General features: G+C 65.0%; 23 protein-coding genes. 18 read left to right on the top strand and 5 right to left on the bottom strand.

The window, feature by feature from the left end:
• Window positions 1–9 precede the first annotated feature (9 nt).
• The 6 genes from EJ074_RS21275 to EJ074_RS21250 all read left to right on the top strand — a co-directional run bounded on the left by EJ074_RS21275 (window position 10) and on the right by EJ074_RS21250 (window position 4,646).
• Window positions 10–201, top strand: coding sequence for a twin transmembrane helix small protein (locus tag EJ074_RS21275; RefSeq protein WP_095804482.1), 192 nt, complete (start codon window positions 10–12; stop codon window positions 199–201).
• A gap of 16 nt (window positions 202–217) precedes the next feature.
• The gene (locus EJ074_RS21270) at window positions 218–799 is read left to right on the top strand and encodes a cob(I)yrinic acid a,c-diamide adenosyltransferase (RefSeq protein ID WP_095804483.1); all 582 of its coding nucleotides are present in this window, start codon (window positions 218–220) and stop codon (window positions 797–799) included.
• Window positions 800–824: 25 nt separating this feature from the next.
• Window positions 825–1,634 carry a rhomboid family intramembrane serine protease gene (locus EJ074_RS21265; protein WP_095804484.1) on the top strand — a complete coding sequence of 270 codons (810 nt, stop codon included), beginning with the start codon at window positions 825–827 and terminating at the stop codon, window positions 1,632–1,634.
• Between the two features lie 161 nt (window positions 1,635–1,795).
• A complete protein-coding gene (locus EJ074_RS21260; protein ID WP_095804485.1) occupies window positions 1,796–2,545 on the top strand; it encodes an electron transfer flavoprotein subunit beta/FixA family protein in 750 nt (249 codons plus the stop codon).
• Between the two features lie 23 nt (window positions 2,546–2,568).
• Window positions 2,569–3,498: an electron transfer flavoprotein subunit alpha/FixB family protein gene (locus tag EJ074_RS21255; RefSeq protein ID WP_095804486.1), complete on the top strand. Its 930-nt coding sequence runs from the start codon at window positions 2,569–2,571 to the stop codon at window positions 3,496–3,498.
• A 269-nt stretch (window positions 3,499–3,767) separates the two neighbouring features.
• On the top strand, window positions 3,768–4,646 hold the full coding sequence (locus tag EJ074_RS21250) for a 3-hydroxybutyryl-CoA dehydrogenase (RefSeq protein WP_095804487.1): 879 nt from the start codon (window positions 3,768–3,770) through the stop codon (window positions 4,644–4,646).
• 18 nt (window positions 4,647–4,664) lie between these two features.
• Here EJ074_RS21250 and EJ074_RS21245 read toward each other — a convergent pair whose 3' ends face one another.
• The 3 genes from EJ074_RS21245 to EJ074_RS21235 all read right to left on the bottom strand — a co-directional run bounded on the left by EJ074_RS21245 (window position 4,665) and on the right by EJ074_RS21235 (window position 7,943).
• Window positions 4,665–6,626 carry a PAS domain S-box protein gene (locus EJ074_RS21245; RefSeq protein WP_245454742.1) on the bottom strand — a complete coding sequence of 654 codons (1,962 nt, stop codon included), beginning with the start codon at window positions 6,624–6,626 and terminating at the stop codon, window positions 4,665–4,667.
• Window positions 6,627–6,765: 139 nt separating this feature from the next.
• Window positions 6,766–7,404 (bottom strand): NrsF family protein, encoded by a 639-nt coding sequence (locus EJ074_RS21240; RefSeq protein WP_095804489.1) that lies wholly within the window; start codon window positions 7,402–7,404, stop codon window positions 6,766–6,768.
• Entirely contained in the window at window positions 7,401–7,943 is a 543-nt protein-coding gene (locus tag EJ074_RS21235; protein ID WP_095804490.1) for a sigma-70 family RNA polymerase sigma factor, read from the bottom strand. Before EJ074_RS21235 ends, EJ074_RS21240 begins: the two co-directional genes overlap by 4 nt.
• Window positions 7,944–8,146: 203 nt before the next feature.
• Between EJ074_RS21235 and EJ074_RS21230 the strand changes: the two genes are divergently transcribed.
• The 4 genes from EJ074_RS21230 (at window position 8,147) to EJ074_RS21215 (ending at window position 14,600) form a co-directional block, all read left to right on the top strand.
• Complete coding sequence (locus EJ074_RS21230) at window positions 8,147–9,154, top strand: iron ABC transporter substrate-binding protein (protein WP_095804491.1); 1,008 nt, start codon at window positions 8,147–8,149, stop codon at window positions 9,152–9,154.
• 172 nt (window positions 9,155–9,326) lie between these two features.
• Window positions 9,327–10,904: an iron ABC transporter permease gene (locus EJ074_RS21225; RefSeq protein ID WP_129553717.1), complete on the top strand. Its 1,578-nt coding sequence runs from the start codon at window positions 9,327–9,329 to the stop codon at window positions 10,902–10,904.
• A complete protein-coding gene (locus EJ074_RS21220) occupies window positions 10,901–11,983 on the top strand; it encodes an ABC transporter ATP-binding protein (protein WP_095804493.1) in 1,083 nt (360 codons plus the stop codon). Before EJ074_RS21225 ends, EJ074_RS21220 begins: the two co-directional genes overlap by 4 nt.
• A gap of 178 nt (window positions 11,984–12,161) precedes the next feature.
• The gene (locus EJ074_RS21215) at window positions 12,162–14,600 is read left to right on the top strand and encodes an EAL domain-containing protein (protein ID WP_129553716.1); all 2,439 of its coding nucleotides are present in this window, start codon (window positions 12,162–12,164) and stop codon (window positions 14,598–14,600) included.
• Between the two features lie 50 nt (window positions 14,601–14,650).
• Here the strand turns inward: EJ074_RS21215 and EJ074_RS21210 are convergent, their stop codons facing one another.
• Window positions 14,651–15,331, bottom strand: coding sequence for a TlpA disulfide reductase family protein (locus tag EJ074_RS21210; protein WP_095804495.1), 681 nt, complete (start codon window positions 15,329–15,331; stop codon window positions 14,651–14,653).
• 35 nt (window positions 15,332–15,366) lie between these two features.
• Here EJ074_RS21210 and argH point away from each other — a divergent pair, with 35 nt between their 5' ends.
• The 7 genes from argH to EJ074_RS21175 all read left to right on the top strand — a co-directional run bounded on the left by argH (window position 15,367) and on the right by EJ074_RS21175 (window position 23,035).
• The gene (argH, locus tag EJ074_RS21205; RefSeq protein ID WP_095804496.1) at window positions 15,367–16,767 is read left to right on the top strand and encodes an argininosuccinate lyase; all 1,401 of its coding nucleotides are present in this window, start codon (window positions 15,367–15,369) and stop codon (window positions 16,765–16,767) included.
• An 11-nt stretch (window positions 16,768–16,778) separates the two neighbouring features.
• On the top strand, window positions 16,779–17,042 hold the full coding sequence (locus tag EJ074_RS21200; RefSeq protein ID WP_095804497.1) for a hypothetical protein: 264 nt from the start codon (window positions 16,779–16,781) through the stop codon (window positions 17,040–17,042).
• Window positions 17,043–17,129: 87 nt separating this feature from the next.
• Window positions 17,130–17,336, top strand: coding sequence for a lipoprotein (locus EJ074_RS21195; RefSeq protein WP_095804498.1), 207 nt, complete (start codon window positions 17,130–17,132; stop codon window positions 17,334–17,336).
• A gap of 52 nt (window positions 17,337–17,388) precedes the next feature.
• Complete coding sequence (gene lysA / locus EJ074_RS21190) at window positions 17,389–18,657, top strand: diaminopimelate decarboxylase (RefSeq protein WP_095804499.1); 1,269 nt, start codon at window positions 17,389–17,391, stop codon at window positions 18,655–18,657.
• A 57-nt stretch (window positions 18,658–18,714) separates the two neighbouring features.
• Window positions 18,715–19,653, top strand: a complete 939-nt coding sequence (locus tag EJ074_RS21185; RefSeq protein WP_095804500.1) for a threonine/serine dehydratase — start codon at window positions 18,715–18,717, stop codon at window positions 19,651–19,653.
• 115 nt (window positions 19,654–19,768) lie between these two features.
• The gene (locus EJ074_RS21180; protein WP_095804501.1) at window positions 19,769–22,357 is read left to right on the top strand and encodes a TIGR02302 family protein; all 2,589 of its coding nucleotides are present in this window, start codon (window positions 19,769–19,771) and stop codon (window positions 22,355–22,357) included.
• 75 nt (window positions 22,358–22,432) lie between these two features.
• Window positions 22,433–23,035, top strand: coding sequence for a 2-hydroxychromene-2-carboxylate isomerase (locus EJ074_RS21175; protein WP_095804502.1), 603 nt, complete (start codon window positions 22,433–22,435; stop codon window positions 23,033–23,035).
• A 26-nt stretch (window positions 23,036–23,061) separates the two neighbouring features.
• Here the strand turns inward: EJ074_RS21175 and EJ074_RS21170 are convergent, their stop codons facing one another.
• A complete protein-coding gene (locus tag EJ074_RS21170) occupies window positions 23,062–23,937 on the bottom strand; it encodes a LysR substrate-binding domain-containing protein (protein WP_129553715.1) in 876 nt (291 codons plus the stop codon).
• 226 nt (window positions 23,938–24,163) lie between these two features.
• On the opposite strand from EJ074_RS21170, the gene EJ074_RS21165 reads away from it, so the two are divergent.
• Window positions 24,164–25,114 (top strand): DMT family transporter, encoded by a 951-nt coding sequence (locus EJ074_RS21165; protein ID WP_095804504.1) that lies wholly within the window; start codon window positions 24,164–24,166, stop codon window positions 25,112–25,114.
• Window positions 25,115–25,212 lie beyond the last annotated feature (98 nt).

Raw genomic sequence — 25,212 nt, 5'->3', positions numbered from 1 at the left:
AGCCCGCCCATGGCAACCGTCTTCAACATCCTGGCCATCGTCGTCATGGTCGCCGTTGTCATCGTGCTGATCCGGGGGCTCATCAACATGATGCGCGGCGGGTCCGGCATGACCTCGAACAAGCTGATGCAGGCCCGCGTGCTGCTGCAATTCGTAGCCTTGGTGCTGATCATGCTGACGGTGTATTTCAGCCGCAAATGACGCGAAAGAGGAAGGCGTGGTCAAGCTCAACAAGATCTACACGCGCACCGGCGACGACGGCACCACCGGACTTGGCAGCGGCGAGCGCCGGCTGAAATCCGACCTGCGGGTCGATGCTTACGGTACGGTGGACGAGGCCAATGCCTGCATCGGCATGGCGCGCCTGCACACCGGGGGGCAGCATCCGGTCATCGACGCCATGCTCGCGCGCATCCAGAACGATCTTTTCGATCTCGGCGCCGACCTTGCCGTGCCGGACCAAGGCAAGCCTCTGGACTATGAGCCGTTGCGCATCGTCGCCGCGCAGACCGAGCGCGTCGAAAACGATATCGACCTGCTCAACAAGGACCTGCAGCCGCTGAAATCCTTCGTGCTGAACGGCGGCGCGCCGGCCGCGGCGGCTCTTCACCTTGCCCGCACGGTGGCGCGGCGTGCGGAGCGCATCATGGTGGCGCTGGCGCAGGATCCGGCCGAGCACGTCAACCGCGAGGCGCTCAAATACATCAACCGCGTGTCGGACTTTCTGTTCGTCGCCGCCCGCGCGGTCAATGACAACGGAAATGCCGACGTGCTATGGGTTCCCGGCAAGAACCGCTGACAGTCCTGCGTGGCGGGAGGATCCGATGTTTATCCCGCTCTACGATACCAACAGGCTGCGCCACATCCGCCTGCAATATGTGACGATCGGCCTGATCGCGGCGAACGCGCTGATCTATCTGGCGACCGCGATCGGCGGCGAGAACTTCACCAATGCGGCGGTGCTTGGCCTTGGCTTCATTCCCTCCGTCGTCCACGACAAGGTCGAGCTCTCTCCCGAATTCGTCGTCATCCCGGAAAGCCTCAGCTATCTAACATACTCGTTCCTGCACGCCGACATCTTTCATCTCGGCGGCAACATGCTGTTTCTGTGGGTATTTGGAGACAATGTCGAGGATGCGCTCGGCCACATCCGCTACCTGATCTTCTATCTCGCTTGCGCGGTCGCCGGCGCCTTCTTCCAGGGCTTGGTGGCCTGGGATTCGCAGGTGCCCTTGATCGGCGCCTCGGGCGCCATTGCCGGCGTGGTCGCCGCCTACCTGATCCTCTATCCGAGGGTGAAGGTCTGGGTGTTGGCCTTTGCGCGCATCCCGCTGCGCATTCCCGCCTTCATTCCGCTCATCCTCTGGATCCTGTTCCAGATCGTGATGTTTGTCGCGGGCGGCGAGGACCGGGTTTCGTGGGCCTGCCACATCGGCGGCATCGTCGCCGGCTCCATCCTGGTGTTGGTGCTGCGCAGCCGCGGCGTGCCGCTGCTGGCCGGTGCCGACGGTGAGCCCGAGCCCACGCCGAAGATCCAGCAGGCCCCCGTTCCGACCGAACCCACCGCGAATGCCGGCAGTGCCGCGCAGCCGAAGCCGCAATGGGGCCGTGGATCAGTTTCCCCCCAGGACTGAACCGATTTGAGTGCGCTGTGGGATATTGACGCGCCGGATTGCCGCAACTACGGAAACGCCACCACCGGACGGATATTTCGCCCGCAATGTCGGCTTTCGACAACTCTGACCAGGCGCACGCTGCTATAGCGCGCCGACTATCTCAGGAGAGGTGACAGGAAATGAAGATCCTTGTGCCCGTGAAACGGGTTGTGGATGCGAACGTCAAGGTTCGGGTGAAGGCCGATGGCCTTGGCGTCGAACTTGCCAACGTCAAGATGGCGATGAACCCGTTCGACGAGATCGCCGTCGAGGAAGCGATCCGCCTGAAGGAAGCCGGCAAGGCCGAGGAGATCGTCGTCGTTTCGATCGGTCCGCAGCAAGCGCAGGAAACGCTGCGGACCGCGCTCGCCATGGGTGCCGACCGCGGCATCCTGGTCAAGACCGACGAGCAGGCCGAGCCGCTGGGCGTGGCCAAGGTCCTGAAGGGCGTGGTCGAGGCCGAGAAGCCCGGTCTCGTCATCCTCGGCAAGCAGGCGATCGACGACGACTCGAACCAGACCGGCCAGATGCTGGCGGCGCTGCTCGGCTGGGCGCAAGGTACCTTCGCTTCCAAGGTGGAACTCGCCGGCGACCATGCCAAGGTGACGCGCGAGGTCGATGGCGGTCTGCAGACGGTGCAGCTGAAGATGCCGGCGATCGTCACCGCCGACTTGCGCCTGAACCAGCCGCGCTATGCTTCGCTGCCCAATATCATGAAGGCCAAGAAGAAGCCCCTCGACGAAAAGAGCCCCGCCGACTACGGCGCCGACGTCAAGCCGCGCCTGAAGGTGATCAAGACCGAGGAGCCCGGCGGCCGCAAGGCGGGCGTCAAGGTCAAGAGCGTGGCCGAACTGGTCGAGAAGCTCAAGAACGAAGCCGGCGTGCTCTGAGCGATCGGGAAAGGAACAAGACAATGGCTATTCTTCTGATTGCCGAACACGACAATGCAAGCCTTTCCGACCAGACCGCCAAGGCGCTGTCGGCTGCGCTGCAGATCGGCTCGGATGTCGACGTGCTGGTTGCCGGCAAGGGCGCCAAGGCAGCAAGCGACGCCGCCGCCAAGCTGAAGGGCGTGCGCAAGGTGCTCTTGGCTGAGGCCGACGAGCTTGCCGAGCGTCTGGCCGAGCCGCTGGCGGCCCTCGTCGTCTCGCTCGCCGGCTCGTACGACACGATCATTGCCGCGGCGACCTCGTCGGGCAAGAACGTTGCGCCGCGCGTGGCCGCCTTGCTCGACGTCGCCCAGGTGTCGGAAATCATCGAGGTGGTCTCGCCCGATACCTTCAAGCGGCCGATCTATGCCGGCAACGCCATCCAGACCGTGCAGTCGACCGACGCCAAGAAGGTGATCACGGTGCGCACCGCCTCCTTCTCGGCCGCCCCGGAGGGTGGTTCGGCCTCGGTCGAAACGGTCGGCGCCGTCGCCAACCCCGGCCTCTCCTCCTTCGTCGAGAACAAGCTCTCCGAGAACGACCGTCCGGAGCTGACCTCGGCCAAGATCATCATCTCGGGCGGCCGTGCTCTCGGCTCCTCGGAGAAGTTCCAGGAAGTCATCTTGCCGGTCGCCGACAAGCTCGGCGCCGCCGTTGGCGCATCCCGCGCCGCGGTCGACGCCGGCTACGCCCCGAACGACTGGCAGGTCGGCCAGACCGGCAAGGTGGTGGCGCCCGACCTCTACATCGCCGTCGGCATCTCCGGTGCAATCCAGCACCTGGCCGGCATGAAGGACTCCAAGGTCATCGTGGCCATCAACAAGGACGAGGAGGCGCCGATCTTCCAGGTTGCCGACTACGGCCTCGTCGGCGATCTGTTCGTCATTCTGCCGGAACTGCAAAAGGCGCTTTGACGGCTTCTGCTCAGGCATATTAAAATCCAAAGGGTGGGGTAGACGAAGTCGCCCCGCCCTTTTAGTTTGCACTGCACAAAAAGAGGCCATGAAGGCACAAAGCAATTCCGGGAAAGATGCGTGGCGGTTTTCCGCCCGGAATTGCGACAGACAATGAATGCAATTTCAGCAAAACGGCGCAGCGGTTTTGCGTCTGGAATTGCGGGAAACAACAAGGCAGCGTTTCTTCGCTTCGAAGAAGCGGAAATGCTCCAGACGGGATCGGGGTAATGAGCAAGATCGAGACGATCGGCATTGTCGGTGCGGGCCAAATGGGGGGCGGCATCGCCCATGTTTCGGCGCTGGCCGGCTACAAGGTCCTCATTCACGACGTCTCATCCGACCGCATCGAGAAAGGCATTGCCACCATCAGCGGCAACATGGCGCGCCAGGTCGGGTCCGGAAAGCTGGAGGAGAAGGCCCGTAACGAGGCGATGGCGCGCATCTCGTCGGCCTCAACGATGGCCGACCTTGCCGCTGCCGATCTGGTGATCGAGGCGGCGACCGAGGATGAGACGATCAAGCGCAAGATCTACGCCCAGCTCTGCCCGCAGCTCAATCCGGAAGCGATCCTGGCGACCAACACCTCGTCGATCTCGATCACCCGCCTTGCCGCCCAGACCGACCGGCCCGAGCGCTTCATCGGCATCCATTTCATGAATCCGGTGCCGGTGATGAAGCTGGTCGAGCTGGTGCGCGGCATCGCCACCGAGGACCAGACCTTCGAGGCGGCCAAGACCTTCGTAAAGCAGCTGGACAAGACGATTACCGTTTCGGAGGATTTCCCGGCCTTCATCGTCAACCGCATCCTGCTGCCGATGATCAACGAGGCGATCTACACGCTTTACGAAGGCGTCGGCACGGTCGATGCCATCGACACGGCCATGAAGCTTGGCGCCAACCACCCGATGGGACCGCTGCAGCTCGCCGATTTCATCGGCCTGGACACCTGCCTGTCGATCATGCAGGTGCTGCATGAGGGCCTGTCGGATTCGAAATACCGCCCCTGTCCGCTGCTGGTCAAATACGTCGAGGCCGGCTGGCTCGGCCGCAAGACGGGTCGCGGCTTCTACGACTATCGCGGTGAACATCCGGTTCCGACGCGTTGATCTTCGCTCGGCTTCCCCTCAGGAGGCCACGGCAAGCGGTGTCGGCGCGAGGCTTTCGCTGATGGCCTCGTCCGGCGCCGCCGAGACGCATCCGCGTCCTGCCGCCTTGGCGACATAGCAGGCGGCATCCGCGCGGGCGATGATCTCGTCCACCTCGCCGCAGCCGGCGCGGATCGGCGCCAGCCCGATGCTGGCGCCGATCGAATGCGGGCGTCCGTCCCACTTGAAGTTCAAGTTGCGGATGGCGTCGATGATGGACCGCGCCGCGCTCTCGCCACCGGCGGACGATCCCGACTTCAGGATGACCGCGAACTCGTCGCCGCCAAGGCGTGCGACGATGTCCTCGGGGCCGAGCACGCTGCGCACTGCGTCGGCGACGCGCTTCAGCAGCGCATCGCCCGCGGCGTGGCCGCCGGTGTCGTTCACCGCCTTGAAATGGTCGAGGTCGATGAACATGAACTGATGGGCGCTGCCGTCTCGCAGGCTCTGATCGATCAGCCCTTCCATGGTTTGGATGAAGCTCGGGCGGTTGGCCAATCCGGTCAGCGCGTCGTGGGCCGCGGCATAGGCCAGCTGGCGCTGCAGCGCTCGCGCGTCGGTAAAATCCTGGAAGACGATGACCAGCCCGCAGAACTCGTGGCGGTCGTTCATGATCGGAGACACGACCTGGCGGATGCTGCAGCGCGTTTCGTCGCGACGGATCAGCACGGCGCGGCTGTTCTGGTCGATGGGGCCCAGGCTGCCGGCCGCGGGCCGTGCCATGCCGATCCGCTGCCCGGTTTCCTCGTCGACCGCCCAATAGATGTGGCCGAGAGTCTTGCCCAGCGCCTCGGCGGCGGCAACGCCCGTCAGCTTTTCGGCCACCGGATTCATGAAGGTGATGCGGTTGGCGGCATCCGTGCAGATCACCGCGTCGCCGATCGATTGCAGGGTGACCCTGAGACGCTCCTTCTCGTCGGCCAGCATCGCCGCCGAGACCATGAGACGCGCTTCGGCCTCCTTGCGCTGGGTGATGTCGGTCAGGCTGCCGATGGCCCTGATGAGCTTTCCCTCGCTGTCGCGCTCGATCGCCTTGCCGCGGTCGAGGATCCATATCCAGTGGCCATCCTTGTGACGCATCCGGAACTCCGCCTCGAAGTACGGCGTTTCGCCGGCTAGATGCGCCCGGTCCGCTTCGGCCACCAGGGCGCGGTCGTCGGGATGGATCATCGTCAGCCAGCGATCCGGGTCGCCGTCCATTTCGCCATCCGCATAGCCCAGCATGTTCGCCCAGGTCGTGGAATAGGTCGTGCCGCCCTTGCGCATGTCGAGGTCCCAGACGCCTTGCCCGGCGCTGGTCAGCGCGAAATTCCAGCGGGTCTCCGCTTCGGCGATGCGCGCCTCCGCCTGCTTGCGTGCGTCGATATCCTCGATCTGGGAGACAAGATAGAGCGGGCGATCGGTTTCCTCTTCGCGGATCACCGATCCGGCAAGCTGCGCCCACACGGGCGTTCCGTCCTTCTTGAGGTAGCGCTTTTCGAAATGGAAGGAATCGATCTTGCCATCCTTGAGAGCGAGCATCGTCTCCCTTCCGATCTGTAGATCCTCGGGATGGGTGATCTGGAAGAAGGTCAGCGCCTCGATTTCCGCGCGGCTGTAGCCGAGCATGGCGGCAAAGGCGGGATTGGTCTGCAGGATGCGGCCGTCGAGACCGACGATGGCGACGCCGATCGCCGAGTCTTCCATAGCCCGGCGGAAGCGCTGCTCGCTCTCGGCGATCTGACGGCGGTCGTCGGCGATCTGCCGGATGAACATTGCCGCGAGAAACACCGCGCCTGCCGCCATGGCAATCGAGAGCTGGAGGCAGAGTTTCAGCGTCTCGGCGCCAAGTTCCAGCCGCGGCGACAGGACGGCAGTGGCCGTGGCGATCACGCTGGCCGTCACCAGCCCCGGCGCGGCATACCTTTCCGCCCGAAGAGCCTTCCAGTTCAACCGCCTCACAATGCGTTCCACCCCTGCGTCTGCACGTTCCGATAGAACCTTCGCCGATCGATTTTAAGGAATGGTTGCACCCACGGCAGCGGCTGGCCGGTCAACCGGCAAACAATTTCCGACATGATTAAGGATCGGTTGCGCGGCCTTACCAGCGCACGAAGAACCGGCCTCCGATCGCGCCGAGCGCGGCCAGAAAGGCGATTGCGATCGTGTACCAGGTGGCGACGAACAGCGGCGAATCGTCGAAGCAATGCGCCGCATAGAAGGTCGCCGCCAGCCCGCCGGCGAGCAGGCCGGCGACCGCGCCGGCCAGCACGGGACGCGCCGGCGCGCCATAGCGCAGCATCCACAGGAAGATCGCCAGCGGGCCGACGCCGATCAGCGGGATGAACGCCATGCAGATCATCATGTTGGACCCGACAAGCCGCCTGCCCCATTCGGCCTCGGGCACCGCAAGAAGCTCCAGGACCACCGCAACCACGACGAGCAACGGCGCGGCGACCATCCAGGCCATCGCCCGTCGCGTGGAAGCACCAGGCGTGGACAGCGCGCGGCTCAGCGCGAAGGCGGCGGCGGCGAGCACGATCGTGAAGACGAATTTGGCGAGGAAGCGCATCGTGTGCGCGGCCGCCATGAAGTCGGGGCGCGGGCCGATGGTCATCCAGAATGCCGCCGCCGCGATTACGGCGGCCCCGGCAAGCGCCAACAGCCAGGCCGCGTTTAGCGGCATCGCCTTGCTGCGCGCATCGGCGTCGAGCGCCCTGATGAGATCCTCGGTCCTCATGTCGATTGTCGTCCGAACCTCTTCGCGATGGCGGCAAGGCCGCGGTGCAGCGAAACGCGCACTGCCGTCTCGCTGACCCCCAGCTTGGACGCTGTCTCTCCGATTGAGCGGCCTTCGACCGAGATCGCCGAGACCACCGAGCGTTGTGCCGGGGGCAAGCCGTCGAGGGCGCGGTTTATGTCGCGCTCGCTGACCGTCTCGCTTTCCGGCTCGGCGAATGTTTCCGCGATCTCGTCGATCTCGATCTCGATGCGGCGCCCGCGACGGCGGAACGCGTCGATGAGCTTGAAACGGGCGATCGCGTAGACCCACGGCAGAACCGCGGCGTCCTCGCGCCATGTATGCCGTTTCACGTGAATGGCCAGCAAGGTTTCCTGCACGACATCCTCGGGGTCGACCCCGCCCTGTACGATCTTGCGCCGGACAAAGCCGCGAATGAGAGCGGCTATCCGGTGCAGAAAGTCCGCGTAAGCCCTTTCGTCTCCCGCGATCGCGGCTCTGAGGAGCCGGGAGAGCTCGGCCTCGTCCTTGCCGGTCACAAGAGTTCACCCCCGAAATTCGCGCTGCGGCCCTGGTTTGTTACGTGGCCGGCGAAATAATGTCCAAGCCAAACTGCCGGGAAATCACGAAAGTTTGCGCCCCGGCGACCGAATGAAGCAGGGCCGCAATGTTGACTATTATATTCAGGTATAGGTAGGTGCAGCCGAGCCTGATCCATGTCTCCAAATTGAGGACGATGCCCATGAAACTATCGTTTTCCACCCTCGCCGGCGCGACCGTGCTGGCGCTCAGCCTGGCGGCGGGCCCGGCCCTTGCCGAGGACGCAGGCATCGTCGTCTACAATGCCCAGCATGAGAGCCTGGCCAAGGAATGGGTGAAAGGCTTCACCAAGGAAACCGGCATCAAGGTCACGTTGCGCAACGGTGGCGACAGCGATTTCTCCAACCAGATCGTTGCCGAAGGCGCGGCATCGCCTGCCGACGTCTTCCTGACCGAGAATTCGCCGGCCATGACGCTGGTCGAGGCGGCGGGGCTGTTCGCGCCGGTCGATGCAGACACACAGGCCCAGGTTCCGCAGGAGTACCAGCCCTCGAGCGGCAAATGGGTCGGCGTTGCCGCCCGCAGCACCGTCTTTGTCTACAACAAGGACAAGCTCAAGGAAGACCAATTGCCCAAGTCGCTGCTTGATCTTGCCGATCCGAGCTGGAAAGGCCGGTGGGCCGCCTCGCAGGCTGGCGCCGATTTCCAGGCTATCGTCAGCGCCTTGCTCGAACTCAAGGGAGAGGCCGCGACCGCCGACTGGCTGAAGGCGATGAAGACGAACTTTACCGCCTACAAGGGCAACAACACGGTCATGAAGGCCGTCAATGCCGGCGAGATCGATGGCGGCGTGATCTATCACTACTACTATTTCGGCGATCAGGCGAAGACCGGCGAGAACAGCAAGAACGTCGGCCTGCACTATTTCAAGAACCAGGATCCGGGTGCCTTCGTATCGGTCTCCGGCGGCGGCGTGCTGGCTTCCAGCAAGCATCCGAAGGAGGCGCAGGCGTTCCTGAAGTGGATCACCGGCAAGGGCGGCCAGGAGGTGCTGAAGAACGGCACGTCCTTCGAATATGCGGTCGGCAAGAGCGCCGCGTCCAACCCGAAGCTGGTGCCGCTCGCCGATCTGCAGGCGCCGAAGGTCGATCCGGCGAAGCTGAACTCGAAGAAGGTGACCGACCTGATGACGGCAGCCGGCTTGCTTTAGTTCGCGCAGGTCCTAAAAGGGCAGCCGACCGTGCTCCTGCGGGAATTCGCTTTCCGCGGGAGCGTCTTGTTTTGGAGGTAGCGTCGTCGATGACGAACAGCTGCGTTTGGAGCCGCTTCCGCGGCTCGCCCGATCGCTTCCGTCACTCGGCGACTGCCAGGCTGTCTGCCTGATGCATTCGGCGATCGGCGTCCCGCATGCAGGCCTGCCGGCTGCCGGACTGCGGCAGCGCCGGCGGTCCGTGTCCTGGACCCTGCTCGCGGCGGCGCTGGTGTCGATGATTGCCCTGCTGCCGCTTGCCTTTATCGTCTGGGTGGCGATCCAGACCGGCTGGGAGACGGTGGCGGCGCTGATCTTCCGTCCGCGTGTTGGCGAGCTTCTGGTCAATACCATCCTTCTCGTCGTGGTGGCGGTTCCGATCGCCATCGTGCTGTCGGTGGCGCTGGCCTGGCTGACCGAGCGCAGCGACCTGCCCGGCCGGCGCTGGTGGTCATGGCTGTCGGTCGCGCCATTGGCCATTCCGGCCTTCGTCCATAGCTATGCCTGGATCAGCCTGGTGCCGGGCCTGCACGGCCTGGGGGCTGGCGTGCTCATCTCCGTCATCGCCTATTTCCCGTTTCTATATCTGCCCATTTCCGCGGCGCTGCGCCGGCTGGATCCCGCGCTGGAAGACGCCGCCGCCGCTCTTGGCCTCGGGCCCTGGCGCGTCTTCGCACGCGTCGTGCTGCCGCAACTGAGGCTGGCCATCTGCGGCGGCGCGCTGCTGGTCGGCCTGCATCTGCTCGCCGAATATGGCCTTTACGTCTTCATCCGTTTCGACACCTTCACCACGGCGATCGTCGATCAGTTCCAGTCGACCTTCAACGGCCCGGCCGCCAACATGCTGGCCGCGGTGCTGGTCGCCTGCTGCTTCGTCATGCTCGGCCTCGAAGTGCTGGTGCGCGGCGAGGAGCGCTACGCCCGCGTCGGCTCGGGCGCCGCGCGCCAGCAGCAGCGCACCCGCCTCGGCCGGGCCGCGCTCCCTTGCCTGATGCTGCTTGCCGTCACCGCGCTGCTCTCGATCGGGGTGCCCTTCGTCACCGTCGGTCGCTGGCTGCTGGCCGGTGGGCTCGAGGTCTGGCGCTGGGATGAAATCGGCCTGGCGCTGGGCCAGACTCTCGTCCTGGCGCTCGCCGGCGCGCTGCTTGCCACCGTCGCTGCCATGCCGATGGCATGGGTCTCGATCCGCGCGCCGGGCCCTTTGCAGCGTCTTCTCGAAGGCTGCAACTACATCGTCGGATCGCTGCCGGGCGTGGTGATCGCGCTGGCGCTGGTGACCATTACCGTGCGCGTCGCCATGCCGCTCTACCAGACGCTGTTCACCATCCTGTTCGCCTATGCCCTGATGTTCCTGCCGCGTGCGCTCATCAGCCTGCGCGCTTCGATCGCCCAGGCGCCGGTGGAGCTCGAGCGCGCCGCCTCGAGCCTCGGCCGCCCGCCCCTCAAGGCGCTGTGGTCGACGACGATCCGCCTCTCGGCGCCTGGCGCGGCCGCCGGCATGGCGATGGTTGCGCTCGGCATCACCAACGAGCTCACCGCCACGCAGATGCTGGCGCCGAACGGCACCCGAACGCTGGCGATGGCCTTCTGGTCCTACAGCGGCGAGATCGACTATGCCTCCGCCGCGCCCTACGCTCTGATCATGGTGGCGATGTCGCTGCCGATGACCTGGCTGCTCTATGTCCAGTCGAAGCGGATGGCCGGACGATGAGCTTCCTCGAACTCAGCGGCGTCGCCAAGCAGTATGGCCGGGTTGCAGCGCTCGCCGGCGTCGATCTGAGCGTGCCGAGCGGCAGCCGCACCGCGATCGTCGGACCCTCCGGCTGCGGCAAGACGACCCTGCTCAGGCTGATCGCCGGCTTCGAGGCGCCGGATCGCGGCCGCATTTCGCTCGACGGCAAGGTGCTCGCCAATGGCGGTGCCGCCGTGCCGGCGCATCGCCGCGGCATCGGTGTCGTCGCGCAGGACGGTGCCCTGTTTCCGCATCTCACCATTGCCGACAATATCGGCTTCGGCATGGCGCGCGGCGAGGACAAGCGCGCCGAGCGCATCGTCGAGCTGGCCTATATCGTCGGGCTCGACAAGGCGATCCTGAAGCGGCGGCCGCATCAGCTCTCCGGCGGCCAGCAGCAGCGCGTCGCCCTTGCCCGCGCCATGGCCATGCGGCCGCGGCTGATGCTGCTCGACGAGCCGTTCTCGGCGCTCGACACCGGGCTGCGCGCCTCGATGCGCAAGGCGGTGGCCGAGCTGCTGGAGGAAGCCGGCATCACCACCATCCTCGTCACCCATGACCAGGCCGAGGCGCTGTCCTTCGCCAGCCAGGTGGCGGTGATGCGCGACGGATTGTTCTCGCAAGTCGGCACGCCGCGCGAGCTCTATTTCCAGCCCAAGGACAGGATGGTCGCCGAATTCCTCGGCGACGCCATCATCGTGCCGGCGAGGATCGCCGACGGTTTTGCCATTTCGCCGCTCGGCCGCATCGCCGTCGACACCGCCGAACGGCGTGACGTCGCCCGCATCATGCTCAGGCCCGAACAGGTCCTGCTCAAGCGCACCTCTCAGGAAGGCATGTCTGGCACGCCGGAAATGCTGTTCGGCGAGGTGACGGAATCGGAGTTTGCCGGCTCCATCTGCACGATTGCGGTCAGACTGCTCAACAGCCCCGATCCGCCCGATGCGGCCGCGATCGGCAACACGCCGCTCATCCTGCGCAAGCCGGGCATGGACGCGCCCGCCATCGGCGAGATCGTGCGACTCACCGTTTCGGGCAAGGCGCACGTTTTTCCCTGACCCAGCGCGGTCGCGGCTCTGCGCGCCTATTGCCGCTGACCAGAGCGGCCAGTTATTCTTATATACAACCTGAAAAGACACGCTGTGGTTGCAGATGAATTAATCGATTGTTCAGCCGTTGGGCACTATTGATAGTCGCATTGCCCTTGATTGAAGCGGGAAGATCAGGTGATGCAAGATGTTGACAGTCTATAACTGTATCGTGCTTGAGCATGATCTGAGACTGGTGGCACTTGCAGCGCTGATTTGTGGTATCTCATCTTTCTCCGCGGTTAACCTTCTTCGCCATGTAGAGCAATCGACGAACAGAAATCGCCATGCCTGGCTGATGATTGCCGCAGCTTCGACCGGATTCGGCATATGGGCGACGCACTTCATCGCCATGATCGCCTTCACGCCCGGGATACCAAACGCCTACAATGCGGAGCTTTCCGCGCTTTCCCTGGCCGCCGCCATTGTCCTGACTGCCGCCGGAATGTGGATAGCCACCGTGCGCGGCGGGATCGATCACTACCTTGTCGGCGGTGCCGTGCTCGGAGTCGGCATCGCGACCATGCATTATACCGGCATGGCGGCTTTCGAGGTGCAGGGCAGGATCGTCTGGAACCAGCTTCTGGTCGCGGTTTCGCTGGTCGCCGGCGTCACGCTTGCCGCGCTGGCGCTGTTCGTCGTGCTGCGCCGTCCCTCGACATTGGCGACGGCCGCGGCCGCCGTCCTGCTGACGTTGGCCATCTGCACGCTCCATTTCATCGCCATGGCTGCCGTCTCGATCTTCCCGGACAGCTCGATCGAGATTTCCAAATACACCATCGAGCCTATGTCTCAGGCCTTCGCCGCCGCAGCGGCAAGTCTGGTCATCCTGGTGCTCTCGGCCGCTGCACTCTGGATCGATCTGCGTTTCCGCCGCCACAGGGTCGAGGCCGAACGCATGCACGGGCTGGCCAATGCCGCCGTTGAGGGCCTGATCGTCTGCGACGGTGCACGCATCGTCAGCGCCAATGACAGCATCGCGGCTCTGAGCGGCATCGCCGACGAAACATTGAATACGATGAGCCTTGGCGACCTGTTCGGCGAGCGTATCGCCGCCAGCATCGCCGGCGGCAACGGCCAGGCGCAGGAGACCGAGTTGCGAGGCCATGACGGATGCCGCATCCCCGTCGAACTGATCGCCCGGACCATCGACTATTGCGGCAGGCCGCACAATGTTGTCGCCGTTCGCGACGTCCGCGAGCGCAGGAAGGCCGAGCAGGAGATCCTGCGGCTGGCGCACTACGATCCGCTGACCGGCCTCGCCAACCGCCGCAGCTTCACCAGCCGGCTCGAGGCCGAGATCGCTGCGGCAGGTCGCGGCGGCACGGGCAGCCAACTCGCGCTCATGCTGCTCGATCTCGACCGGTTCAAGGAAGTGAACGATCTCTTCGGCCACGCGGCCGGCGACGCGGTGCTGCAAAGAACCGCGCAATGCGCTTCGAGCGTGCTCCGTCCCGGCCAGATGCTGGCCCGCCTGGGCGGCGACGAGTTTGCCATCATTGCCCCGAACCTTTCCGATCCGCAGGCCGCCGGCCGCATCGCCGAGACGGTGCTTTCCGCCCTGCGCGAGGAAAGCCGGCTGTCGCCCGGCGCCGAGTTCGTGTCGGCCAGCATCGGCATTGCCCTTTTCCCGCTCGACGCCGATGAGCAGGCGGCGCTGGTCAGCCACGCCGACACCGCGCTTTATCGGGCAAAGGCCGAAGGCAAAGACACCTATCGTTATTTCGAGGCATCGATGGGCGCGGAGGCGCGCGACAAGCGCGTCATGGAACATGATCTGCGCCAGGCGGTGGCCCGCGACGAGTTTCGCCTCGTCTACCAGCCGCAGAAGGAGATCAGCAGCGGCAGGATGATCGGGTTCGAAGCCCTGCTCCGCTGGCACCATCCGCAGCGCGGCGACATCCCGCCGGCCGTCTTCATTCCGGTGGCCGAAGACAGTGGCTCCATCGCCCAGATCGGCGAATGGGTGCTGGCGACGGCTTGCGAGGAGGCTGCGCGCTGGAAGAATCCGCTGACGGTCGCCGTCAACATTTCGGCGGTTCAGCTCCACAACCCGAATTTCAGCCGCAAGGTGCACGAGATCCTGCTGCGATCGGGCCTTCCCGCCGGTAGGCTCGAGCTCGAAGTGACGGAAACGGCGCTGATCAAGGACATGCCGCGCGCCCTGGCGACCTTACGGCAGGTGAAGGCGCTGGGTGTCCGCGTGGCGATGGACGACTTCGGCACCGGCTATTCTTCGCTGTCCAACCTGCGCGCCTTTCCATTCGACAAGATCAAGATCGACGGTTCCTTCGTCAAATCCGTCGACAGCAACCGCCAGGTCGCGGCCATCGTGCGCGCCGTGCTCGGACTGGGGCGTGGTCTCGGCCTGCCGGTTCTGGCCGAGGGCGTCGAGACGCTGGGCGAACTGCGCTTTCTCGATGCCGAGGAGTGCGCGATCGGACAGGGATATTATCTGGGCAGGCCGGGCCCGATCGAAACCTTCGCAGAGTTGACCGGCACGCCGGCACCGGCAGGCGGTCACGCCGCGCCTCGCGGTGGCGGCATGCTCACGCTGCAGCCCGCCGCCGCCCTGCGCTCAAGCTGACTTTGTGGCGTGACGGACTACGAACAACCGACGGATTGCTTTTCCGATGTTCACCGTGCCAGCGCGGCTTCCACCAGTCGCCTGGCGTCGGGGCTCGACCATTCCGCCGGGCCGTTCATATGCGCGATCAGGCAGCCTTCGCCGTCGATCAGCATCGTCACCGGCAAGCCCAGCGCCAGTCCCCGCGCCTTGGTCTCGTTGAACAGGCCCATGGTCGAATCCCGGTAATAGCCGAGCGTTTCGACGCCGATCTCCTTGAGGAATTTTTTCGGCTTGGCGTCGTCGCCGGTGTCGACATTGACGGCGACGACCTCGAAGGCATCGCTGCCCTTTTCCTTCTGCAACGTGTCGAGCGCCGGCATTTCGGCGCGACAGGGCGCGCACCATGTCGCCCAAAGATTGAGCAGCATCGTCTTGCCAGCCCGGTCGGCGATCGTCATCGGCTTGCCGTCGGGACCATTGAAGGCGAGGCTCTTCAGCGACTGGGGCGGGTCCGCCGGCTGCAGCGCCGCCACCTGCCCGACCGCCTTCGCCGCGATTTCCTTGGCGCGGCCCGCCTTGGTCTTGCAGGCGGCATCGTCCTTGCCGTCGGCTGCTGCCGCCTGGGTCTGGGCGTTGTTGCCAGAACCGCTCTCGCTGACATATACCGCGACCGCGCCGGCCAGCACGCCCGCCACCAAAGCGGCGAGGATCAGGCGCGGGGCCGGGAAGAATCGATTACCGTCTGCCATTTTCTCAAAACTGTTCCGGAGCACGGGTTATAGCGATGAGCGACAAGAAGGCCAGCAACCAGATGTGGGGCGGACGTTTTGCCTCGGGTCCGGCCGCGATCATGGAAGCGATCAACGCGTCGATCGGGTTCGACCGCAAGCTCTATGCGCAGGACATCCGCGGATCGATCGCCCATAGCGAGATGCTAGCGCAGACGGGCATTATTTCCGCGGCCGATCAAGAAAAAATCGCTCACGGCCTGAACACGATCCTGAAAGAGATCGACGCCGGCCAATTCGAATTCTCGACCCGGCTCGAGGACATCCACATGAATGTCGAGGCGCGCCTCGCCGATCTGATCGGCCCGGCCGCCGGGCGCCTGCACACGGCTCGCTCGCGCAACGACCAGGTGGCGGTCGATCTCAGGCTCTGGGTCAAGGAAGAATGCCAGCGCGTCCTGCAGGCACTGAAGGACCTGATTGCCGCCTTCCTGGAGCGCGCCGAAGAACATGCGGCAACGGTGATGCCGGGCTTCACCCATATGCAGGCCGCGCAGCCGGTGACCTTCGGCCATCACTGCATGGCCTATGTCGAGATGTTCGGCCGCGATCTTTCGCGTGCCCGGGACGCCATCGAGCGCATGGACGAAAGCCCGCTCGGCGCGGCCGCCCTTGCCGGCACCAGCTTCGTCATCGACCGCCATATGACTGCCAAGGCGCTGGGCTTCCGCGAGCCGATGCGCAATTCCCTCGACAGCGTCTCGGACCGCGACTTCGCGCTCGAATTCCTGTCGCTCGCCGCGATCTGCGGCACCCACCTGTCGCGGCTTGCCGAGGAGATCATCATCTGGTCGACGCCGCAATTCGGCTTCATCAGGCTGTCGGACTCCTTCTCCACCGGCTCTTCGATCATGCCGCAGAAGAAGAACCCGGACGCCGCCGAACTGGTGCGCGGCAAGACCGGCCGCCTCAACGGCCACCTCGTCGGCCTGCTGACGGTGATGAAGGGCATGCCGCTCACCTACGGCAAGGACATGCAGGAAGACAAGGAATCGGTCTTCGACGCCGCCGAGACCCTCGACCTGATGCTGGCTGCAACAACCGGCATGGTGCGCGACATGACCGTGAACGCCGCCGCCATGAAGAAGGCGGCCGGCGCCGGCCATGCCACCGCCACCGACCTTGCCGACTGGCTGGTGCGCAATCTCGGCCTGCCGTTCCGCGAGGCCCATCACGTCACCGGTCGCGCCGTGGCGCTCGCCGAGGAGAAGAAGGTCGGCCTGGAGAAGCTCTCGCTGGAGGATCTGCAATCGATCCATCCCGGCATCACCGAGGGTATCTTTTCGGTGCTTGCCGTGCAGAATTCGGTGAAGAGCCGCGTCAGCTTCGGCGGCACCGCGCCGTCCGAAGTGAGGAAGCAGATTCGCTACTGGAAAAAGCGGCTGGCGAAGGCGTGAAGGGCTGAGGGATGCAAACCGACGAGATTTTCAAACGCTACAGCGGCCAAAAGTCCAACCTGAGTCTGGCCGTTCTCCCCGACACCGACGGTGGCGATACAAAGATCCTCATACAAGGGTCCGCGCGGGCGTTGCATCTTCTCGCAGAGCTTATCCTAGCGGTTGCTGATGAGAAGGCTAACGACGGCTTCGGCATAGGTCCCAAAAGCGCCGGGAGTTTTCACTTTTCCGCCACGTCTGAGTTTGGCGTGTACATTCACCGGCTGGATGAATAACGAGGCCTGATTTTGCCAGGATGCATTGCGCTCAGAACTCGGCTAAAAGCGGCAGCACAAGAAAGACAGTTTGGAACGGATGGATCGATGACCGGAAGCAGGATTTTGGTGACGCTCGCGTTGCTGGCAGCGGTTGTCACCGTCACGGCCTGCGGCAGGAAAAGCGGCCTCGACACCCCGTATGAAGCGGCCGAGCAGGCGCGCAAGGATGCGGAGCGGGAAAAGCAGCCGCTGCCGCCCGAGCCGGAAAAACCGGTCAAGGACAAGAAGTTCATCCTCGATCCCTTGCTCTAGAGCCGAGGAGATCGCTCGATCTCATCGCGCTCCAACTGACCGGAATACTCTCGTGAACCATTTCGACTACCGTGACGGCGTTCTGCACGCCGAAGATGTCGCGATCTCGGACATCGCGGTCGAGATCGGCACGCCCTTCTACTGCTATTCGACGGCGACGCTTACCAGGCATTTCCGCGTCTTCAAGCAGGCTTTTGCCGGCCTCGACGCGCTGGTCTGCTACGCCATGAAGGCCAACTCCAATCAGGCCGTGCTGAAGACGCTCGCCAGGCTGGGCGCCGGCGCCGACGTCGTCTCGGAAGGCGAATTGCGCCGCGCATTGGCCGCCGGCATCCCGGCAAGCAAGATCCTGTTTTCAGGCGTCGGCAAGACCGCGCGCGAAATGGACTTCGCACTCGCCGCCGGCATCCTCTGTTTCAACGTCGAGTCCGAGCCGGAGTTGGAGCTGCTTTCGGACCGCGCCGTAGCGCTCGGCAAGGTGGCGCCGGTCTCGCTGCGCATCAATCCGGATGTCGACGCCAAGACCCATAAGAAGATCTCCACCGGCAAGGCCGAGAACAAGTTCGGTATTCCCTGGCAGCGGGCACGGCAGGTCTATGCGCGTGCGGCCGAACTGCCGGGCATCAGGATCACCGGCATCGACACCCATATCGGCAGCCAGATCACCGAACTGCAGCCCTTCGACGATGCCTTCGCGCTGCTGGTCGAACTGGTCGGGACGCTGCGCGCCGACGGTCATGCGATCGAGCATGTCGACCTCGGCGGCGGCCTCGGCATCCCATACCGTGTCGACAACAGCCCGCCGCCGCTGCCCGACGCCTATGCCGAGATCGTGCGCAAGCACGTCGCCAAGCTCGGCCTGAAGGTGATGTTCGAGCCCGGCCGGCTGATTGTCGGCAATGCCGGCATCCTGGTCTCCGAGGTGATCTACCTCAAGGAAGGCGACGCCAAGAACTTCCTCGTCGTCGACGCCGCGATGAACGACCTGATCCGGCCGACCCTCTACGACGCCTTCCACGACATCCGCCCGGTGGTGCAGCAGCCCCCGGCCACGCCGCGCCTCACCGTCGATATCGTCGGCCCGGTCTGCGAGACCGGCGATTTCATCGGCCATGATCGCGACCTGCCGAGGCTGAAGTCCGGCGACCTGATCGCCATCGCCACCGCCGGCGCCTATGGCGCGGTGCAGGCGGGCACCTACAACTCCCGGCTCCTGGTGCCCGAAGTGCTGGTCGACGGCGACCGCTTCCATGTCGTGCGGCCGCGCCAGACCTATGACGAACTGATCGGACTGGATTCGCTGCCGGACTGGTTGAAATAGGTCATATTTGCCGGGCGGTCCCGTCCGTGCGGCGGACGTCCATCCGAGGAGCCATGCATGTCGAACAGCAAGATCACGCGCGAAGGGATCGCGGCCGTCGAACCGCGTATCCGGCCTTATGTGCGCCACACCCCGGTGATGCGCGTCGACATGGCGGATTTCAGCCGGCCGGCCTTCCCGGTCGCCCTCAAGCTCGAATGCCTGCAGCATTCCGGCTCGTTCAAGGCCCGCGGCGCTTTCACCAATCTGCTCGAGCGCCCGGTTCCGGCGGCCGGCGTCGTCGCGGCGTCCGGAGGTAATCATGGTGCAGCGGTCGCTTATGCAGCCATGAAGCTGGCGCACAAGGCCACCATCTTCGTGCCGGAAGTGAGCCCGCCGGCCAAGCGCGAGCGCATCCGCGGCTATGGCGCCGAACTGGTTGTCGGCGGCGCGCGCTATGCCGAGGCGCTCGTCGCCAGCGAGGCTTTCGCCGAAAAGACCGGTGCCTTGCAGATTCATGCCTTCAACCAGGAAGAAACACTGCTCGGCCAGGGCACGCTCGGCCTCGAGATCGAAGCTGACCTGCCCGAGATCGACACGCTGCTGGTCGCCGTCGGCGGCGGCGGCCTGATCGGCGGCATTGCCGCCTGGTTCTCCGGTCGCATCCGTATCGTCGCTATCGAGCCTGAGGGTGCGCCGACGCTTTATAAGGCCTTCGAGGCCGGCCGCCCGGTCGATGCCCCGGCCGAGGGCGTCGCCGCCGACTCGCTGGCAGCCAAGCGCGTCGGCGAGATGATGTTTCCGATCGCCGAGGCCTTCGTCGAACGGGCGATCCTGGTCAGCGACGACGACATCGTCGCAGCGCAGAAAGCGCTCTGGGATCGTGCGCGAATCATCGCCGAGCCCGGCGGTGCGGCGGCCTTCGCGGCGCTGCTTTCCGGGCGCTATGCGCCGGCGTCAGGTGAGAAAGTCGCCGTTCTGGTGTGCGGCTCCAACACCAACCCCGCGAATTTCTGACCACAGGCCGGGGTAAGCTCTTCACGAATTTTGGAACCCGCCTCGCCTTCGCCGTGTTTGGTGGTATCCTTCTGACCATGAGGTCCGGGCCATCTCGCCCGGCCAGGAAGGGCCGATGACGGAACGACCCATCTCCAGCGGCGAACGCGGCCTGGCCGGGCGTCTGGCGCTCAGCCGGCTGGCGACGCGGACCTCGATGATCTTCGAGCGCGGCTGGCCGCTGCTTCTGCCGCTGGCGATTGTCGCCGGCCTGTTCCTCAGCATTTCCTGGTTCGGCCTGTTTCCCCGCCTGCCCGACGCGGCGCGGCTCGCCCTCCTGGTTCTGTTCGGTGCGGCAGCTCTCGCGGCGCTTTTTCCGCTGCGTCTTTTCCGCCTGCCCTCCGCCCCCGAGATCGACCGCCGCATCGAGGTGGCAAACCAGTTGCAGCACAGCCCGGTTCAAGTGCAGACGGACCGGCCGAGCGGCGCCGGCAGCCTGTTTTCGCAGGCGCTGTGGCGCGAGCATCAAAGGCGCATGGCGGAGCGCCTGGGTAGCCTTGGCGCCGATAGTCCGCGCACCCGCGTGCCGGAATACGACCGTTGGGGTTTGCGCGCCTTGGCCGGGCTTCTGGTCGTCACCGCCTTTGCCTTCTCCTTCGGCCCATCCGGCGGCAGGCTGAGCGATGGCTTTGTGGCCCGCGCCGCGCATGATGCGGTGCCGCCGCGCATCGACGCCTGGGTGACGCCGCCTCCCTATACCGGCAAGGCGCCGCTGTTCCTGACCGCCGATGCCAATCAGGCCGCCTCCACCTTCGTCGTGCCGCAAGGCAGCGATGTCTCGCTGCGCGTCACCGGCGGCTCCGGCGAGGAGACGCTGAGCTATGCGGACACGAAGGGCAATGCCCGCGCCATCGAAGCGGCCGCGCCCAAGGCCTCTCAGCCGGTCGCCGGTCAGACGGCGCCCAAGATCCGCCAGTTCACCGGCAAGCTGGACTCGGACGGCACGCTGACGCTGAGTTCCGGTGAAAGCCATCTCGGCCACTGGGCCTTTGCGGTCACTCCGGACAAGCCTCCGACGATCCGCTTCGTCGGCGATCCGAAGCGCGCCGTGAACGGCGCTCTCGAGGTCAATTACCAGATCGACGACGATTATGGCGCGGCCTCCGCTCAGGCCATTTTCGAGCTGGCGGATTCGCCAACTGCCAAGGCCCATCCGCTCTATGGACCGCCGGACATGCCGCTGACGCTGCCTCGGCGCGGCGGCAAGGGCAATGCCGCCAAGACGACCAAGGACCTGACGGAGCACGTCTGGGCCGGCCGCACCGTCAAGCTGACGCTCACCGCCACCGATGATGCCGGCCACACCGCGACCAGCGAAACCAAGACTTTGGTGCTGCCGCAGCGGCCCTTCTCCAACCCGCTGGCGCGCGCGGTGATCGAGCAGCGCCAGCTGCTTGGGCTGGACGCCAACGCCAAGCCGCGGGTGCTCGACCTGATGGACGCCATCACGCTGCGTCCTGAAGACACCTTCGACAACATGTCGCACTATCTCGCCATCATGAGCGCGATGAGCCGCCTGAAGCTGTCGGAGACCGACGATCAGTTGCGCAACGAAGTGTCCTATCTCTGGGAAATCGCCCTCGGTATCGAGGAAGGCAACCTGTCCGCGGCCGAGCGGCGGCTGCGCCAGGCGCAGCAGGCGCTGCAGGACGCCATCAAGAACGGCGCCAGCGACGAAGAGCTCGAGAAGGCGATGAAGGAACTGCGCGAGGCGATGAACGAATTCCTGCAGGAGTTCGCCCAGCGCGCGCAGCAGAATCCGAACGCGCCGCAGATGCAGCAGAACGGCCGCGAGCTGCGCCAGAGCGACATCGACCGCATGATGGACGAGATCGAGAACCTGGCGAAATCCGGCGACCGCGACCGCGCCCAGCAGCTTCTGTCCGAGCTGCAGGACATGATGAACAATCTGCAGGCCGGCCGCCAGCAGCAAGGCGGCGAGCAGGACAGCGAGATGCGCCAGCAAATGGACAAGCTGGGCGAGATCATGCGGCGCCAGCAGGAGATGATGAACGACACCTTCCGTCTCGACCAGATGCAGCGCGGCCAGCGTGGCCAGAATGGCGAACAGCAGTTTGGTGAAGATGGCGAGCCGGGCCAGCAGCAGGATGGCCAGAGGCCTGGCCCCGGCGAGGACCGCGATCCGCTCGGCCGACCCGGCATGTCGCCGCAGGATCTGGCCGATGCCCTCAAGCAGTTGCAGGAGGGCCAGGGCCAGTTGCAGAGCGATCTCGAGCAGTTGAAGAAGGGCCTCGAAGGCTTGGGCATGCAGCCCAATGAAGGCTTCGGCGAGGCCGGCAAATCCATGGGCGATGCCGAGCAGTCGCTTGGCGAGGGCGACGGCGACCAGGCGGTCGGTCACCAGGGCCGGGCGCTGGAAGCGCTGCGTCGCGGCGCCAAGGACATGATGAAGCAGATGCAGGCCATGCAGGGCGACCAGGGCGGCAGCGAGCAGGGCGGACGCCAGCAGGACGCTGACCGCGATCCCCTGGGCCGGCCGCGCGCAACGAAGGGTCCGGACGACGGCAACTCGGTCAAGGTGCCGGACGAGATCGACGTGCAGCGCGCGCGCCAGATCCTCGAAGCGATCCGCAAGCGGCTCGGCAACGCGCTGAGCCCCGATATCGAGCGCAGCTATCTCGAACGGCTGCTGGAACTGAAGTAGCCGTCCGGACCGTTTCGCTGAAAGATTGCCGGCCAATCCCGGTGCCGCTATCTTCAGGTCGGAGGATCACGGGCGATGATCGACTTCTGGTTTTCCATCGGCAGCACCTACACCTATCTCTCGGTGATGCGGCTGGCAGAGGTCGGGGCGGAGGCGCATGTTCAGTTCCGCTGGCGCCCCTTCAACGTGCGCGCCATCATGATCGAGATGGACAACATCCCCTTCGCCACCAAACCGGCCAAGGCCGCCTATATGTGGCGGGATATCGAACGCCGTGCGGCGATGTACAGGATGGCGCCGCGCCTGCCGGCGCCCTATCCGCTGGCCGAGCTGGAGCGCGCCAATCGCGTCGCTCTCATTGCCGCGCGTGACGGCTGGTGCGAGGCCTATGCGCGGGAAAGCTACCGGCGCTGGTTCGAGATGGACGAACCGGCGGGCAGCGAGCCGAACATTTCGGCAAGCATCGAGAAGGCCGGCCAGAAGCCGGAGCCGATCCTTCGGCAAGCCGACAGCGATGCCGCCAAGGCCGATCTGGCGAGGGCGACCGAACAGGCCAAGGCGCTCGGCATTTTCGGATCGCCAAGCTTCGTCGTCGACGGCGAGCTGTTCTGGGGCGACGACCGGCTGGACGATGCCATACGCTGGCTGAAGCAGATGGAGAGCGGCCCGCCCGACTGAGCCGGGCCAGGCTTGCTCGTCAAAGATCATTCCGCACGCGCCTGCCGGGTCAGCATGAAGGCGTCGCGGATGGCGTACTCCATGCCGTCGATCGCTTCGCCGGTCGCCAGCGGATTGCGACGCAGCACGACGTTCGAGGAATCGATATCGCCGAAGCCGTCGGCGGATGTCAGCTCGCGGCATTCCGCGGGAATGTTGCTGCGCGAGATCGGCGCAATGGCGAGCCCCGAGGTGACTGCAAGCGCCAAGCCGCCGTTGGTGTCGCTGGTATAGGCCACGCGGTAATCCAGTCCGCGCTGCTGCAGCGATTTGATCGCGAAGTCCCGGCACCAGCCGTCACGGCTGTAGAGCGCGATCGGCACCGGCCGCTCCTCATGCATGTGATGCAGTGTCGAGGTCACCCACACCGTCGGATCGTGCATCAGCACCTCGCCGCCGGAAAAGCCTTCCCATTCGAACACGACCGCCAGATCGAGTTCGCCCGCCCCCAGGGCTTTCACCTGTGAGGCCGAGTGGGCGTAGCGCACCGTGACTTCCACGCGCGGATGCCGTTTGGCGAATTCGCCGAGCGCCCGCGACAGGATAGACCGCCCGTACTCGGCCGGGATTCCGATGCGCACCAGCCCGCCGAGAGGCGGCGCCACCAGAGATGCCGCCGTTTCGTCGAGCAGCGAGACGATCCGGCGGGCATTGGCAATCAGCTCGCCGCCGCGGCGCGTCAGCGCCACGCCGCGCGAGCCCCGCTCGAACAGGCTGTCGCCGACCAGGTCCTCCAGCTTCTTCATCTGCATGGAGACCGCCGACTGGGTGCGGCCTGCCTTTTCGGCGGCCCGGGTGAAATTGCCGGTCTCGGCCACCGCCACGAAGGTGCGGAGAAGGTCGCTGTCGAGGGTCGGCTTCATGAAGGATCATCATAAGGAAATTTGATTGCTGGTATAATTTCAATTCGTTTGCAACATGTCAAACCTCGCAGGATAGTCCTATCTCCCATTGGATATGCGACCGCGAAATCGGTCGCGGACCAATTGAAAGTCCTCACTCATACCCGCTGCCCGAAAACGGTAGCGGGTTCTTTTTACCCGGTATGCCAATGCCGGTAAGTTGGCGGCTCGCGGGGGGCCGAAGCAAATGCAGAACCGGACGATGCTTGGCATCCTGAGCCTCTGCCTGGGCGTTCTGGTGTTCTCGTTGCAGGACCCGCTCGTGAAGGCGGTGTCCGGCGGCTATCCGGTGACCGAGGTAATGGCTATCCGCGCGGTCGTCGCGCTGCCCATTCTGCTTGTTGTCGTCTACGCCGATGTCGGCCTGCGCGCGCTCTTGTCGAAGCGATTCGGCATGCTGACGCTGCGCGCCTTCATCCAGTTCTCATCCTATACGTCCTACTATCTGGCGATCGCCGCCTTGGCGCTGGCCGACGCGATAGCGCTTTATTTCATGGCGCCGCTGTTCATCATGGCAATGGCCGGTCCCTATCTCGGCGAGCGCGTCTCCTCGCGAACGCTCACCACCGTGCTGATCGGTCTGGTTGGGGTCGTCGTGATGCTGCGGCCGGGCACCGGATTGTTCGACTGGGCAGCGTTGCTCTCGCTCGGCTCAGCCCTTTTCTATGGCTTTTCGCAGGTGATGGCGCGCCGCATCGGCGACACCGAATCCTCAACGGTCATGGCTTTCTACCAGAACGGCGCCTATCTCACCGGCGCCATCGCCGTTGCCGCCGTGTTTCACCTGGCCGGCATCACCCACGCGGTGCACCCGAGCCTCGACTTTCTGGTGCGGCCCTGGGTTTGGCCGACACTCCCGGACTTCCTGAAGATGGCCGCCTGCGGCGTGGTGGCCTCGGCCGGCATGATTCTCTTGTCGCAGGCCTACCGGATGGCGCCGGCCAACCGTGTCGCCACCTTCGAATACACCGGCATAATCTGGTCGCCGCTCTGGGGTTTTCTGTTCTTCGCCGAGGTTCCGCGCGAAACGACCGTGCTGGGGGCGGCGCTGATCATCGGCGCGGGCCTGTTCGCCCTCAACGGCGAGCGGCGGCGGCGTGCCGCGCCAGCGGTCGCCGCGACGGGCGAAGCCGTATGACGAGTGCATGTCGCCCAGTGTGCATCGGTTCTGGGGCCACGACATGCATCAAAACAAAGATTTAGAACGCGTCGCCTGAAATTCGTTTCAGCGCGCCG

It is taken from the genome of Mesorhizobium sp. M3A.F.Ca.ET.080.04.2.1 (genome assembly GCF_003952525.1).
Taxonomy (GTDB): Bacteria; Pseudomonadota; Alphaproteobacteria; order Rhizobiales; family Rhizobiaceae; genus Mesorhizobium.
Note: the sequence above shows the minus strand (reverse complement) of the source record. Positions and strands in the feature narration are given on the sequence as shown.

What these genes read in the sequence shown, in the direction of transcription:
- EJ074_RS21255 (WP_095804486.1), top strand. Translation starts at nt 2,569, where the DNA reads ATGGCTATTCTTCTGATTGCCGAACACGACAATGCAAGCCTTTCCGAC.
- argH (WP_095804496.1), top strand. Translation starts at nt 15,367, where the DNA reads ATGAGCGACAAGAAGGCCAGCAACCAGATGTGGGGCGGACGTTTTGCC.
- EJ074_RS21170 (WP_129553715.1), bottom strand. Translation starts at nt 23,937, where the DNA reads ATGAAGCCGACCCTCGACAGCGACCTTCTCCGCACCTTCGTGGCGGTG.
- EJ074_RS21260 (WP_095804485.1), top strand. Translation starts at nt 1,796, where the DNA reads ATGAAGATCCTTGTGCCCGTGAAACGGGTTGTGGATGCGAACGTCAAG.
- EJ074_RS21220 (WP_095804493.1), top strand. Translation starts at nt 10,901, where the DNA reads ATGAGCTTCCTCGAACTCAGCGGCGTCGCCAAGCAGTATGGCCGGGTT.
- EJ074_RS21250 (WP_095804487.1), top strand. Translation starts at nt 3,768, where the DNA reads ATGAGCAAGATCGAGACGATCGGCATTGTCGGTGCGGGCCAAATGGGG.
- EJ074_RS21225 (WP_129553717.1), top strand. Translation starts at nt 9,327, where the DNA reads ATGCATTCGGCGATCGGCGTCCCGCATGCAGGCCTGCCGGCTGCCGGA.
- EJ074_RS21230 (WP_095804491.1), top strand. Translation starts at nt 8,147, where the DNA reads ATGAAACTATCGTTTTCCACCCTCGCCGGCGCGACCGTGCTGGCGCTC.
- EJ074_RS21185 (WP_095804500.1), top strand. Translation starts at nt 18,715, where the DNA reads ATGTCGAACAGCAAGATCACGCGCGAAGGGATCGCGGCCGTCGAACCG.
- EJ074_RS21210 (WP_095804495.1), bottom strand. Translation starts at nt 15,331, where the DNA reads ATGGCAGACGGTAATCGATTCTTCCCGGCCCCGCGCCTGATCCTCGCC.
- EJ074_RS21195 (WP_095804498.1), top strand. Translation starts at nt 17,130, where the DNA reads ATGACCGGAAGCAGGATTTTGGTGACGCTCGCGTTGCTGGCAGCGGTT.
- EJ074_RS21275 (WP_095804482.1), top strand. Translation starts at nt 10, where the DNA reads ATGGCAACCGTCTTCAACATCCTGGCCATCGTCGTCATGGTCGCCGTT.
- EJ074_RS21165 (WP_095804504.1), top strand. Translation starts at nt 24,164, where the DNA reads ATGCAGAACCGGACGATGCTTGGCATCCTGAGCCTCTGCCTGGGCGTT.
- EJ074_RS21265 (WP_095804484.1), top strand. Translation starts at nt 825, where the DNA reads ATGTTTATCCCGCTCTACGATACCAACAGGCTGCGCCACATCCGCCTG.
- EJ074_RS21180 (WP_095804501.1), top strand. Translation starts at nt 19,769, where the DNA reads ATGACGGAACGACCCATCTCCAGCGGCGAACGCGGCCTGGCCGGGCGT.
- EJ074_RS21240 (WP_095804489.1), bottom strand. Translation starts at nt 7,404, where the DNA reads ATGAGGACCGAGGATCTCATCAGGGCGCTCGACGCCGATGCGCGCAGC.
- EJ074_RS21215 (WP_129553716.1), top strand. Translation starts at nt 12,162, where the DNA reads ATGTTGACAGTCTATAACTGTATCGTGCTTGAGCATGATCTGAGACTG.
- EJ074_RS21200 (WP_095804497.1), top strand. Translation starts at nt 16,779, where the DNA reads ATGCAAACCGACGAGATTTTCAAACGCTACAGCGGCCAAAAGTCCAAC.
- EJ074_RS21175 (WP_095804502.1), top strand. Translation starts at nt 22,433, where the DNA reads ATGATCGACTTCTGGTTTTCCATCGGCAGCACCTACACCTATCTCTCG.